This is a genomic window from Agromyces flavus (genome assembly GCF_900104685.1).
GTDB lineage: Bacteria > Actinomycetota > Actinomycetes > Actinomycetales > Microbacteriaceae > Agromyces > Agromyces flavus.
Genome location: NZ_LT629755.1, coordinates 2,225,169 through 2,238,067, shown reverse-complemented (window position 1 = coordinate 2,238,067; position 12,899 = coordinate 2,225,169). Strand labels below are relative to the sequence as shown.

Here is a 12,899-nt window from a genome sequence, read left to right as displayed (position 1 = left end):
CCGCCTCGTGCGGTCAGCCGGCTCGACGCGCGAGCAGTGTCGAGTCCTCGACCTCGACCGTGCGGCCGTCGCGGACCACTGAGCGGGGACGCTGCTCGACGATGAGGGCTTCGAAGTCGTCGGGCAGCGCGGGCAGGAGGTCGACGGCGCGCCAGGTCGCGTCGCGATGACTCGAGGTCAGGTGCTCGTGCGCCTCGGATGGAGCGTGGCCGACCACCAGCAGGTGACCGCCCGGCGCCACGGCCGCCGTGAGCCGCCGCGTCACGTCGCGCATTCCGCCGCCGGGCGGGTGGAGGTAGTGCGTCGTCACGAGGTCGAACGACCGGCCCGCGGCGTCGAACTCGCGGGCATCGACCCGCCACCATTCGGTGCGGTCGGCAACGCCGGACTCCTCGGCGTGCCGGGCAGCGCGCGCGAGGCCGTTGGCCGAGAAGTCGGCGCCGGTCACGCGCCATCCCTGCCGGGCCAGCCAGATCACGTCCCCGCCTTCCCCGCAGCCCACGTCGAGCGCCGCGCCGGGGGTCAGCCTCGCGACCTCGGCGACCAGCTGGGGATTCGGATGACCGCTCCACACCGGCCCAGCGCCCGAGTACCGGTCATCCCAGGCCGGCGGCTCGAACTTCGCCGCCGCCGTGTCATCGCCGTCCCAGGGCGCGGGTTCGTGTCGGTGCATCGATCGTCCTCGTTCCGATGTTCGTGTCCTTCAATTCAGGAGGCGGGCGACCGCGGTCGTCACCACTTCCCGGACCCGCGCATCCGGCGCCTCGTCAAGCATGACCGGCACGATCGACGAGAGCACCTGCACAAGGGCGAGGACTTCGGTGGGGGAGAACCGGCTCGAGATCGTGCCGGAAGCCTGGGCTTCGGCGATGGCGGTGATCTTCGCGGCATCCGTCGCCAGGAGATCGGCGGAGCGCATGCCGGCGCCGCCGCGCTCGAGGCGGTCCCACAGGGCGAGGCGGACGAGCTCGGGGCGCTCGAGCGATGCGTCGACGAGTTCGCCCGCATACGCGTCGAGGTGCTCTGCGTCGATCGGGGTTTCAGCGACCAACCGGGCGACGAGCGCGGCGAACACGGCGTCGAAGAGCTGCTCCTTGTTGCCGAAGTACGAGTAGAGCAGCGCCTTGTTGCATTCCGCCGCCTCGGCGATGCGGTCGACCCGCGCGCCCGCGATGCCGCGCGCCGAGAACTCGGCTGTGGCGGCCTCGAGGATCCGGGCGCGAGTGCGGTCGGCGTTGCGTGCCATCCTGTGAGTATATAACCGGTTAGTTGCAAAGTTCAGGCGAACGTGCTTCACTCGAGACATCCAATGTAACCAACTGGTTAGGAAATTCGACATGGAACGACGCGTCGCCCTCGTGACTGGTGCCTCCTCCGGCATCGGTGAGCAGACCGCCCTCGAGCTGCTGCGTCGCGGCTTCATCGTCTACGGCGCGGCGCGGCGCGCCGCCCGGATGTCGGCGATCGTCGACGCCGGCGGCCACGCCATCGCCATGGACGTGACGGATGACACCTCCGTGCGCGCCGCCGTCGACCGCATCCTCGCCGAGCAGGGGCGCATCGACGTGCTCGTCAACAACGCGGGCTACGGCTCGTACGGCGCGCTCGAGGACGTGCCGATCGACGAGGCGCGGCGCCAGTTCGAGGTCAACGTGTTCGGCCTGGCGGGCATCACCCAGCTCGTGCTGCCCGGGATGCGTGAGCGCCGCTCGGGCACGATCGTGAACATCTCCTCGATCGGCGGGCGGATCTACGAACCCCTCGGCGCTTGGTACCACGCGACGAAGTTCGCGGTCGAAGGCCTGAGCGACTCGCTCCGCGTCGAGCTCGAGCCGCACGGCGTCCGTGTCGTGGTCATCCAGCCCGGCGCCATCCGCACCGAATGGAACGGCATCTCGAGGCGCAGCGCCATGGAGCGCTCGGGGACGACGGCCTACGCCGCGCAGGCGCGGGCGCTCGTGCGCACGCTCGAAGCGGCCGACGAGTCGGCCGGGGCGGGCGAGCCCCACGTGGTGGCGGCGACGATCGCCAATGCCGTGACGGCGCGGCGCCCCCGCACCCGGTACGCGACCCCCGTGAGCGCGAAGTTCATCGTCGGGCTGCGGCGCGTACTGCCCGACCGGGTCTTCGACCTCCTGATTCGAAGGATCTTCGCGCCGACGAAGGCCGAGTTCGCCGAGTCGGCCAACCCGCGCGTCGACGAAGCGAGCACCACGGCGAGCCCGGTCGCCGGCAGGGAGCGCGCCGCAGCCTAGCCAGGTATCCCGAGTTCCGTGTCGGCGCGGCCGAGGCGCACCGACACGGGACTCGGGGCGGACATCCCTGCCGAATCGTCAGCTCACGTGCGGCCGTCGGCGCCCTGCAACTCCTCGGCGATTCCCGACGCCCACGCGTCGATCACGTCCCACTCGCGGAAGTCGCCCTCGTCCATGAGGTCGCGGACCCCCGGAAGCCAGGCGACGAACCGGTCGCCGCGGTTGACCTTGTCGTGGTCGTACGCGCCGCGGAACACCGTCGTGCCCCGCGGGTGGACGAGTTCCTCGTACTTCGCGAACTGCTTCGGAGCCGAGTCCGTCAGGGCGTCGTTGCCCTCCTTGGCCTTCTCCTCGGCGCCGAGCGGCCCGCTTGCGAACAGCCACGTCGGCTTCGAGGCCAGCACCTCGGCGTTGTCCTCGACGAACTTCCTGGCGGCCTTGCGCCAGCTGAATTCGTAGACGGCGGAGCCGACGATGTAGGCGTCGTAGCCGGATGCCCCATCAAGGTCCTTGCACCTCCTGACGTCGACCTCGATCCCGCGCGCACTCAGGGTCTCGCCGATCCGCAACGCGATGCCCTCCGTCGCGCCGTACTTGCTCGCGTAGGCGACCAGCACCTTCATCGCAATCTCCCCCTCCCGCTCTCTGGCAGGAACGCTACGCCGGCGCGATGCGGACGCCGGTGACGAAGGTCACTCCCGGATGACAGTGCTCGTCGGCGAATGCGTCGATAGCCTTGGCGGACGGCCGGTCGTGGCGGCCGACCGGTCGGCAGGGGGCTTGGGTGGGCGCCGATGCAGGGCAGGCTGGGCCGGGCCGACGCGGATTCCGCGTCGATCGTGTGAGCGAGCACCTCCACTTCGTCCACACGCCGCACGTGAACTGGTCCATCTATGCCGGACCCGACGGGGTCACGCTCATCGACGCGGGGTACGTCGGGCAGCGCGACCTGCTCGTCGCCTCCCTGCAGATCATCGGTTGTCGCGTCGAGGACGTCTCCGCGGTCCTGCTCACCCACGGGCATGCCGACCACCTCGGCGGTGCCGCGTGGCTCGCCGCCACCTTCGGAACGCGCGTGTACGCCCACCCCTTGGAGGTGCGGAACGTCCGTCGCGACGTCGTCGAGCAGGCCGGCGTCGCCGACCTGGTGCGTCAGGCGTGGCGCCCCGGTGTGCTGCGCTGGGCCCTCGACATCCTTCCCCTGCTCGACCGGAACCCCGCCCTCGGCGTTCCGGATGTCGCGGCGATCCCGATGCGGGATGGCGAGGCCGACGTGCCCGGGCATCCGCGCGTCATCCTCGTCGAGGGCCACACGACCGGGCACACCGCGTTCGACTTCGAGGGCGAAGGCGTACTCGTCGTCGGTGATTGCCTTGCGACCCGCCACGGTACGTCGCACCTCGCCGGGCCACAGCTGCTGCCGTCCGTCTTCCATCACGACCTCGCCGGCGCACGTGAGACGCTCGGACAGCTTCGAGGCTCCTCATCACGCGTTGTGGTGCCGGGGCACGGCGAGGCGTGGATCGGGTCGGTCGATGCGATGGTGGACGCCGCGTTGCGCGCCGGGACGGCGTGGTGAGCGCGCGCTGCCGGTGGACGAGCCGGTCGATCTCAGGGCGCCTCCTGATTACCTGAGGAAATCTCAGAACTAATCTCGACCGCGAGCCGAGAGATCTGATGCGGTCATGTCCAGAGAATCAGGCGTGCGGACGCAGCCGAACGACAGCGGCGGGACTACGAACCCGCGAGGGCCGTCCTGGCGCCGAGCCGGAGTCTGGGTCGGCGGCGTCGCCGCGGCGGCGCTCGCGACCGTCATCGCCGGTGCGGTGAGCCAGGGCTTCGGATGGTTCCAGGCCGCCCTGGACACGCGGGGCGAACCCGTCGACGTGCGAGTCGACACCGAGCCGCGAATGGACGACGTCGTGCTCGCGCCATCCGCTGAACTCTCGTCGATCGAGCTCGCCGAACTGGCTGACCTGTCCCCAGAAGGGCAGGTCGAATGGCTCGAGGACAACGAGCACGGAGACGTCGCGGGGCCGCGGCGGGTCACGCTGTACCTCACCGGCAACCGGGCCGGCACCGTCCGCATCACCGACATCACCTCGGTCGAGCGCTGCGACCCGATCTCGCGAGGCACGCTCGTCCGCATGACGTCGGGGCGGGGTGCGGGAGTCGAGTCCGAGATCGTGAACATCCACGTCGGCGAGGGCCCGTCCGAGGCCTACGTGTACGACGAGGTCGGGAATCCGCATGACTACTTCCCCGAGCGCACGATCACGCTGGCCCGCGACGAGCAGATGGCGCTCGTGGTCGACTTCAGTCCGGCGTTCACCGGTTCGATCTGCGAGGTCGAGCTGGACCTGACGGTCTGGGATGGCAACACCAAGCACATCGAGCGCGTCTCGGCCCGGACGGCCCGTTCGTCGTCATGTCGATCGAGCTCGAGGAGGACGAGGGCGAGTACGGCGCCGTCTACCTCGGCGGCGAGGTGTGTCACCGGTACGTGCCGGCACCGCCCGACTGGAGCAGCAACACAGCGGCGTGCGGCGAAGGCAATCGCGTCGAGTGGTGAGCCCGGCGCGCGCCCCGCAGGTCGAGCAGGAATCGAGAAGCGAGCGCGTCCTCGCCGCGCCTACCGTCGAGGACATGAACACCACCGACTCCGCCACCATCACCACGATCGACTCCATCACCGTCAAGGTCGACGACCCCGAGGCCGCACGCCGTTTCTACGCCGACGCCTTCGGGCTCGGCGAGCAGGTGCACACGGTCCCATCGGATGCCGCGACGAGCGGCTTCCGCGGGTTCACCGTGTCGCTCATCACCTCGCAGCCGGCCGACGTGACGGCCCTGTTCGACTCCGCGGTCGCCGCCGGCGCTACCGTCGTGAAGCCCACCGAGAAGTCCCTCTGGGGCTTCGGCGGCGTCGTGCAGGCGCCCGACGGAACCATCTGGCAGATCGCCACCTCGAACAAGAAGGACACCGGTCCGGCCACGCGCACGATCGACCACATCGTCATGCTGCTCGGGGTCGACGACGTCGGCGCGAGCAAGCGCTTCTACGTCGAGCGCGGCCTCGCGGTCGCGAAGAGCTTCGGCAGCTACGTCGACTTCGCGACGCCCTCCAGCCCGATCGGCCTCGGCCTCTACAAGCGACGTGCGCTCGCCAAGGCCGCCGGTGTCGCGGCGGAGGGGACCGGTTCCCACCGCGTGCGGCTCAACGGTGATGGGGGAGCATTCACCGACCCGGACGGGTTCGCCTGGGGTGCGGCATCCGAGTGACCGACGTGACCCGCGCCGGTCGGACGCTCACAATCAGGGGTGTCCGCACGTCGGCGGGTCGTGCGATGCTGGCCGCATGCCCGAGTCGCCCGAGGTGCAGATCCTGGCTGAAGAACTCGATGCGGCGCTGGCCGGTCGTACCATCACCGACGTCGACGTCATCGAGTTCCGCGTCACCAAGACGCGAGCCAGGCCGCTGACCTCGCTCGTCGGCGGGAAGATCGCCCGTGTGACGCGGCACGGCAAGCTCATCGACCTCGCCCTCGACGGCGAAGCCGGGCATCTCGTCGTGTCGCTCGGCCGGCACGGCTGGGCGCGGTGGGCCGATGACGGCGACGACGCCGACGACGCCGGCGCCGCCACGACCGCGGCCGACGAGCCGCCACCTCCGGCGCTCGTCGAGATCACGTTCGACGACGGGCGCACGCTCCTGCTGACCGACGCGGGTGACTTCGTCTCGCTCGGCGGATGGATCGTCGACGATCCGTTCGAGGTGCCGGCCGTCGCCAAGCTCGGCCCCGACCCTGCCGCCGACGAGTTCTCGCAGGCCGACTTCGACGCCGCCACCGTGGGTCGCCGAAAGCAGGTGAAGGCGGTGCTGCAGGAGCAGGAGTCGCTCGCGGGCATCGGCAACGCGTACTCCGACGAGATCCTGCACGCGGCGAAGGTCTCACCGGTCGGGCACGCGGCGGCGCTCGCCGACGACGAGCGGGAGCGGCTCTACCGGGTGACCGTCGACGAGATCCGCTCCGCGATCGACGCACGCCGCGGCATCCCGATCGACAAGCTCAAGGGTGCGAAAGTCGCGGCCATGCGCGTGCACGGACTCGCGGGCGAACCCTGCCCGCGGTGCGGCGACACCATCCGCGACTTCACGTTCGGCAGCACGACGGCGCAGTACTGTCCGACCTGCCAGACGGATGGCGCGGTGCTGCCGCTCCGCGAGGCGTGAGCGTGGCGCAGCCGGTCGTCCTGGTCGTCGACGTCGCGAACGTCATGGGCTCACGCCCCGATGGTTGGTGGCGCGACCGAGCCGGTGCCGCCACGCGGCTGCTCACCGGGCTGCCCGGCCTCGCGGGGCGGGAAGTCGACGGGCCGGATGGACGCGTCCGCATCGAGCGCATCGTCGCGGTGGTCGAGGGTGCCGCCAGGGCCGCCGGCGCGCCCGAGGGTGTCGAGGTCGTGCGCGCACCGGCAGCCGGCGACGACGCCATCGTCGACGCGGCCGGCGACGCCGCGGCATCCGGCGCCCGGGTGCTCGTCGTCACCGCCGACCGCGGCCTTCGCGCGCGACTCGTCGACGTCGACGCGCTCATCGCGGGGCCGGGTTGGCTGAACGGCCTGCTCGGCCGCTGAGCGCGGGGGGTGACGTGCGCAGAATCCCACCGGAACGGGGGTGGAGGGGCACGGTCGCGCAGCAGTACGCTCGGTCCAAGTGAGGTCGGCTCACGTTGGGACGGTGAACTCCTCGGCGCGTTCGCGCGCCGCGACGCTCGTCCGCCCGCGACGGGCCGAAGTGCTCCGGGGGGAGGGGCCGACGATGGCCGAACACATCATCCGCACGGGCAAGGACGGCGAGCTCGAAGGCCTGTCCGCCGCCGACATCGACGAGATGGTCCGCGAGGCCGTCGCCAAGGGTCGCATCGTCGTGTACTTCCACGGCGGGCTCGTGCCCGAGGCGGCCGGCACCGCGACCGCGAAACGCCTCTCGACGGAGTTCACCGACGTCGGCGCGTATCCGGTCTTCTTCGTCTGGCGGTCCGGCTGGCTCGAGATCATCCGCAACAACCTGTTCGAGATCGCCAAGGAGGACCTCTTCGAGCGGCTCCTCAAGCGCGTGGTGTCGTGGGCCGTCGGCAAGGCGCGCGCCCCCGAGGGCAGCCGCGGGACGGCGCTGCCCACCGAGGCCGAGCTCCGAGACCAGCTCGCGCAGCGGCGACGGCTCGAGGCGCCCGAGACCGGCGAGGAACCGTTCGCGGGTGAGTCGACCGAGGGGACCGCCGAGCTGACGAAGGCCGACGAGGAGGCGTTCGAGCGCGACATCCGCATCGACACCGAGCTCAACCGGGCGCTCGCCGGGGCCTTCGCCGCACGCGACAAGCCGATGAACCAGGACGGCTCGCGCGGCGTGCCCGACGTGCCACCGAAGCCGACGCGCATGGACGACGACGTGCTCGACGAGATCGGCGAGGGCGTCGCAGCGGGCGGGGCGCGCGGCGACCTCAGCATCATCGCGCTCGCTCGGAAGGCGTTCCAAGTGCTCACCGCGGTCGTGGCCCGGTTCCGCAACGGCACCGACGCGGGCGTCTACCCGACCGTGGTCGACGAGCTGCTGCGTGCGTTCTACGTCGGCGAGGTCGGCGGCGCGCTCTGGAACGCGATGAAGAAGGAGACCGAGGACACGTTCAGGTCCGGAGGCGACCGCGGCGGGCGCCTCTTCCTCGACGCGCTCGCGAAGCATCTGCCCGACGACGGCAGCGTCAAGATCTCGCTGGTGGGCCACTCGACCGGCGCGGTCTTCATCGACAACCTGCTGCGGGATGTCGCCCGCCGCCGACGCGAGGACGAGACGCCGCTGCCCGAGATGACGAAGTTCCAGGTGGTGCTGCTCGCGCCGGCCGCCACCACCACGCACTTCGCCGAGACGCTCGCGCTCGCCGAGCCGATGGTCGAGCGCTTGCGCATCTTCACGATGGACGACACGAGCGAGCGCGCCGACCGGGTCGCCGGCGCCGTCTACCCGCGCTCGCTGCTCTACCTGGTCTCGGGCGCGCTCGAGCGCGACGGCGACGAGAAGTCGGCGCTCGTGCCGTTGATCGGGCTCTCGCGCTATCTCGCGGCCACCGAGGACGACGACCTCAAGCGCGTCCTCGCATCGCCGCTCAAGAAGTCCGCGCTGCTCTCGGAGACCCGCACCTATCTCGGGGTGAAGGACCGGGTCGTGCTCTCTCCGAGCAAGGATGACGCGCTCCCGGGGTTCCGGGCGAAGGCCCTCAGCCATGGCGCGTTCGACAACGAGCCATCCGTCATCGAGAGCGTGACGATGATGGTGCGGGATTGGTGATACGGGGGAGGCCGTGAGCGCGAATCCGTACCACTACGGCGTCGTCGTCGGCATCAACCGCTATCCGGGCGGGTACCGGGAGTTGAAGGGACCAGTGGCCGACGCGCGTGCGTTCGCGGTGTGGCTGACCGCGGCACGCCAGGGCGGCCTGCCGAAGGAGAACGTGCGGCTCGTCACGACGCAGCGGCCGTTCCCGAAGAGCCTCGGCGAGGCGCGGCCCACGAAGGAGCTCATCGACGACGCCCTCTGGGAGTCGTACAAGGCGCTGCGCGCGAAGCTCGACGCCGCGCCCGAGGAGCACCGCACCGAGCTCCGCAAGCAGTCGCGCCTCTACCTGTTCGTGGCCGGCCACGGCATCATGCCCGGCGGCGGGGACGCGGCGCTCCTCGACGCGAAGGCCGAACTCGACCGGCCCACCAACCTCGACCTCGGCCGCTACCTCGACTGGTTCCGCCGCGACGGGCTGTTCGCGGAGGTGTGCATCTTCGCGGACTGCTGCCGCGGATTCGAGCTGCTCGCCGAACCCGGGTCGCCGGGGTTCGGTCGCGCCGGGCGCGCGCCCGAGGCGGTCCGGTTCCTGCTGGCACTCGCGACGAGTTCGGGAGAGCTCTCGTTCGAGGACGTCACGTCCGATGCCGACGAGTGGCGCGGACACTTCAGCTACGCGCTCATGCAAGGACTGAACGGCGCGGCCGCCGATCCTGAGACGGGGCTGGTCACGTCGGACGCGCTCATCGCGTACGCACGGCGGATCGTCACCGATCGCACCGCCGGCCTCGGGCCGGGGCGCCAGCAGTCGGTGCCCGAGCCGGTCGTGAGCGGCTCGCTCACCTTCGGCCAGCCGAGGCGGGCGCCCGCGCCGGCGCCGGACGGCGGGTCGCCGCCGCCGCCCGGACGCGATCCCCGCAAGGTGCGCATCACGTTCCGGCGCCGGCCGCGGGGCATGGTCGAGCTGGTGGCACCCGACGGCACCACGCAGCGCTGGGATCCGGCGGACGGCCCGTGGACCGTCTGGCTCTACGACGGCACGTGGTACCTGCAGCACGCCGGCAAGGCCATGCACACCACCGGATTCGCGAACGACGGCGTCTTCACGATCACGGGGGAGGGGCGCGATGTCGAAGTCTGAAGCGCGCGGCTCGCTGCACGTCACCGCCCCCGGCGCCGACATCCAGGTGCTCGACGCCTACCTGCGCCCGGTGCCCGACGCCAAGGGCGTGGGCGCGGTGCAGGTCACGCTGCCGCCGGGTGCCTACACGGTGGTGAGCGGTCTCGAGGGCACGAGCGTGTCGCATGACCTGCTCGTGCGTCCGGGCAGTTCCAACGACGTGTCGCTCGAGGTGCCGCTCGCGCCGGCCGCACCCGTTTCGCGCTTCCCGACGGCGAACGAGACCCACGGCGAGCTCGCGCACGAGCTCAGTCGGGCGAGACCGCCCGCGGGGGCGTCGGCCCTCATCATCGTGCTGCGCGGGCTCAGGGGACACGAGATGGCGCCGCTCGAGCAGTCGCCCGAGATCACCGACTGGGATGGCGCGCCCATCGCGCTCCCTGCTCCCACCTTCGATCCGCACGTGCAGCCGCCCCGTGCAGTCGGATGGCGCGTCGACCTCGATCCCGGCGCCTACCGCGTGCGCTGGACGCGGATCGGCGCGCAGCCTGCTGAGCACACCGCGTGGGCGGCGCCCGACCGCAAGACGGTGCTGTTCGTGCCGCAGGGCCAGGGCGGGCCGGATGTCGCGGGCATGTCGATGCACCTGCTCGCGCGGACGCGCGCCTACGACCCCTACCGATCGCAGACCGAGACCGTCGAACGGGCACTGTCGATCCTCCGTCGCGGAGCGCGTCGCGCGTCGCTCGAGGACGCCGAGCGGATGCTCTCGGCGCGGACGCCCCTGACCGCCCGGCTGTTCGCGGCGGCCGCGCTCGCGACCCGTGCGGACGCGACATCCGACCGCACGCGATCACGCGTCGCCGACACCGTGCGCCGACTGCACGACGAGCTCGGCGACGTGCCCGACGTGCTCGCACTCGGGCGGGCCGTGTCCGAGAGCGGGGTCGCCGGGTCCGCCGATGTGCCCCCCATGCTGAGCGCCTGCATGGACCTGCTGCTCGCCGCCGATCGCGACGACCCCGACGTGATCCCTGCTGGATCGCTCGTCGAGACCGCCTCGGGGGAGCGGTACGCGTGCCGGCCCTGGCTGCTGTGGCGCCCGCTTGAACTTCCCGCCGAGGCAGGGTTCGACGAACTGCCCATGATGCCGCCGGCGCCGGGAGCCGCGCCCGCGACGGCGGCCGCCGAGCCGGTCTCGCCGACCGTCATGCGCCGCGTCGAGGAGGTCGTCGTGGAGGCCGCGCCCCGCCTCGAGCTCCCGGCGCACGAGGCTGCGGCCGCGCTGGGCGCGGAGGAGATCGCGCACCGGCTCGAGGTGCCGACCGCGCTGGTGGAGCGGAGCCTGGCGAACCTCTACGGCTGAGCGGGCTCCACGGCGCCCGGCCGGGACACCGCGTCGGCGTGGCGGTGGACGACGCGCCAGTCGCCATCCTCCTTGCGGTACACCTGCGTCGCGCGCAGCGTGAAGGTGCGCGGGCGCCCGTCGATCGACGCGGTCATGCGCTCGAAGCCCACGGTGTAGGCCATGTCGCCCACGACGTCGTACGAGATGAGCTCGAGGTTCCAATCGGTGCAGTCCGAGAAGCTCCCGGCGAGCACCTCGAAGGCCTCGATGAGCTCCTCGCGCCCGACGGCGTTCTTCCACGCGCCCAGTACGCTCACGGGCGGCACGCGCGACCAGATCGCACGGCGTGGATTGTCGTCGCCGCTCATCATCGCCCGCTCGGCGTTCACCAGGTCGCCTTGCACCCACGCCAGGAACTCATCGCGCTCGCTCATGCGTTCAGGATCCTCCCGCCGGGCGCGAGACACAATGACCGCGCCGCTCGCTGCTAGCATCCGCTGGTGCGCATCCTCCGCCGCGTCGTCGCCGTCGTCGCCGTCCTCGTGCTGGTCGTCATCGCCGCGTTCACCGGCGTCTCCCTCTGGCAGCAGCCGATCCTGCTCACCGGAACGGGATACGCGGCGCACAACGCGTGCGCCGTGACCGAGGTCACCGGCCGCGACGACCCCGAGACCGACCTGCCGCCGAACCCGCTCGTCCCCTACCTCCGCGTCGACGGTGCGGGCGATCCGACGACCGGTTCGCTGCTCGGGGCGCTCGCGCGGCAGAAGGCGTGGTACGCCGAGGGCTTCGGCTGCACGCTCGCGCCGTCGCGACCCGACCTCGGCGAGGCATCCGCCATCGATGCGGGAGCGAACCCGTTCACCGACGTCCCCGCGCCGGCGCCGAACCCGGCGCTCGATGACGCGATGGCCGCGGCATTCGCCGATGACGACGAGATCCTCGCCGACGTGCTCGGCACGCGCGCCGTCGTCATCGTGAAGGACGGCGAGCTCGTGGCCGAACGCTACGCCGAGGGCTTCGACGCCGACACCCGGCAGCTCGGCTGGTCGATGTCGAAGAGCGTCGCGAGCCTGCTCGCCGGCGTGCTGGTCGAGCAGGGCGTCGTCTCGCTCGACGACGACCACCTGCGCCCCGAGTGGACGGACGAGCGCGCAGACATCACGATCGAGCAGTTGCTGCGCATGACCAGCGGCCTCGATTGGGACGAGACCTACGACCTCGGCACGCCCATCACGCGCATGCTGTACCTCGAGCCCGACATGGGCGACTACGTCGCCAGCCTGCCCCTCGCGCACGAGCCGGGCGCGGTGCAGCTGTACTCGAGCGGCAGCACCACGCTGCTCTGCGACATCCTCACCGAACGCACCGGCGTGGATGCCGACCTGCCGCGGCAGGAGCTGCTCGGCCCGCTCGGGCTCACCTCGGCGGTGCTCGAACCGGATGCCTCGGGCACGCCCGTGTGCTCGTCGTACGTGTGGGCGACTCCGCGGGACTGGGCCGCGATCGGGCAGTTCGCGCTGCAGAACGGCGAGTGGAACGGCGAGCAACTGCTGCCGCGGGACTGGATGCTGCAGAGCCTCACCGTCACCGACGTCGACGAGACCGACGACCCCGGCTACGGCATGGGATGGCGCACCAACACGATGCCCGACGGATCGCTGCGCTGGCCCGAGCTGCCCGCCGACACCTACTACGCCGCCGGGCACGACGGACAGAAGATGCTCATCGTGCCGTCCGAGCAGCTCGTCGTGCTGCGAATGGGATTCACCCCCGAGGCGAGCGAGGACGAGTCCGTCGTGCAGCTCGTGGAGGACGCGATCGCGGCGCTGTAGCCTGCAG

Annotated in this window: 15 protein-coding genes; 10 read left to right on the top strand and 5 right to left on the bottom strand. The window is 71.3% G+C overall.

Annotated features, from left to right (window positions below; all coding sequences use genetic code 11):
- Nucleotides 1-13 precede the first annotated feature (13 nt).
- Nucleotides 14-673, bottom strand: coding sequence for a class I SAM-dependent methyltransferase (locus BLT99_RS10525; protein WP_092671990.1), 660 nt, complete (start codon nt 671-673; stop codon nt 14-16).
- A 30-nt stretch (nt 674-703) separates the two neighbouring features.
- On the bottom strand, nt 704-1,246 hold the full coding sequence (locus BLT99_RS10520) for a TetR family transcriptional regulator (RefSeq protein WP_157674979.1): 543 nt from the start codon (nt 1,244-1,246) through the stop codon (nt 704-706).
- Nucleotides 1,247-1,337: 91 nt separating this feature from the next.
- On the opposite strand from BLT99_RS10520, the gene BLT99_RS10515 reads away from it, so the two are divergent.
- Nucleotides 1,338-2,255, top strand: coding sequence for an oxidoreductase (locus BLT99_RS10515; protein ID WP_092671987.1), 918 nt, complete (start codon nt 1,338-1,340; stop codon nt 2,253-2,255).
- A gap of 83 nt (nt 2,256-2,338) precedes the next feature.
- Here BLT99_RS10515 and BLT99_RS10510 read toward each other — a convergent pair whose 3' ends face one another.
- Complete coding sequence (locus BLT99_RS10510; RefSeq protein WP_092671985.1) at nt 2,339-2,878, bottom strand: flavodoxin domain-containing protein; 540 nt, start codon at nt 2,876-2,878, stop codon at nt 2,339-2,341.
- Between the two features lie 218 nt (nt 2,879-3,096).
- On the opposite strand from BLT99_RS10510, the gene BLT99_RS10505 reads away from it, so the two are divergent.
- Nucleotides 3,097-3,834, top strand: a complete 738-nt coding sequence (locus BLT99_RS10505; RefSeq protein WP_157674978.1) for an MBL fold metallo-hydrolase — start codon at nt 3,097-3,099, stop codon at nt 3,832-3,834.
- A 118-nt stretch (nt 3,835-3,952) separates the two neighbouring features.
- On the opposite strand, the gene BLT99_RS10500 is transcribed toward BLT99_RS10505, so the two are convergent.
- On the bottom strand, nt 3,953-4,507 hold the full coding sequence (locus tag BLT99_RS10500) for a hypothetical protein (protein WP_092671979.1): 555 nt from the start codon (nt 4,505-4,507) through the stop codon (nt 3,953-3,955).
- A 176-nt stretch (nt 4,508-4,683) separates the two neighbouring features.
- Here BLT99_RS10500 and BLT99_RS17605 point away from each other — a divergent pair, with 176 nt between their 5' ends.
- The 7 genes from BLT99_RS17605 (at nt 4,684) to BLT99_RS10470 (ending at nt 11,075) form a co-directional block, all read left to right on the top strand.
- Nucleotides 4,684-4,827, top strand: coding sequence for a hypothetical protein (locus BLT99_RS17605; protein ID WP_157674977.1), 144 nt, complete (start codon nt 4,684-4,686; stop codon nt 4,825-4,827).
- Nucleotides 4,828-4,901: 74 nt separating this feature from the next.
- On the top strand, nt 4,902-5,537 hold the full coding sequence (locus BLT99_RS10495) for a VOC family protein (RefSeq protein ID WP_229724327.1): 636 nt from the start codon (nt 4,902-4,904) through the stop codon (nt 5,535-5,537).
- Between the two features lie 76 nt (nt 5,538-5,613).
- A complete protein-coding gene (locus BLT99_RS10490; RefSeq protein WP_092671976.1) occupies nt 5,614-6,489 on the top strand; it encodes a DNA-formamidopyrimidine glycosylase family protein in 876 nt (291 codons plus the stop codon).
- Between the two features lie 2 nt (nt 6,490-6,491).
- Nucleotides 6,492-6,893, top strand: a complete 402-nt coding sequence (locus tag BLT99_RS10485; protein ID WP_229724326.1) for a hypothetical protein — start codon at nt 6,492-6,494, stop codon at nt 6,891-6,893.
- A gap of 184 nt (nt 6,894-7,077) precedes the next feature.
- Entirely contained in the window at nt 7,078-8,601 is a 1,524-nt protein-coding gene (locus BLT99_RS10480) for a hypothetical protein (RefSeq protein ID WP_133988452.1), read from the top strand.
- Nucleotides 8,602-8,614: 13 nt separating this feature from the next.
- A complete protein-coding gene (locus BLT99_RS17765; RefSeq protein ID WP_092671970.1) occupies nt 8,615-9,730 on the top strand; it encodes a caspase family protein in 1,116 nt (371 codons plus the stop codon).
- A complete protein-coding gene (locus BLT99_RS10470) occupies nt 9,717-11,075 on the top strand; it encodes a hypothetical protein (protein ID WP_092671967.1) in 1,359 nt (452 codons plus the stop codon). The genes BLT99_RS17765 and BLT99_RS10470 overlap by 14 nt, the downstream gene beginning before the upstream one ends.
- Here BLT99_RS10470 and BLT99_RS10465 read toward each other — a convergent pair.
- The gene (locus BLT99_RS10465; protein ID WP_092671964.1) at nt 11,066-11,491 is read right to left on the bottom strand and encodes a nuclear transport factor 2 family protein; all 426 of its coding nucleotides are present in this window, start codon (nt 11,489-11,491) and stop codon (nt 11,066-11,068) included. The two genes, BLT99_RS10470 and BLT99_RS10465, sit on opposite strands and share 10 nt — an antisense overlap.
- Nucleotides 11,492-11,557: 66 nt before the next feature.
- Here BLT99_RS10465 and BLT99_RS10460 point away from each other — a divergent pair, with 66 nt between their 5' ends.
- Nucleotides 11,558-12,892, top strand: coding sequence for a serine hydrolase domain-containing protein (locus BLT99_RS10460; protein WP_092671961.1), 1,335 nt, complete (start codon nt 11,558-11,560; stop codon nt 12,890-12,892).
- Nucleotides 12,893-12,899 lie beyond the last annotated feature (7 nt).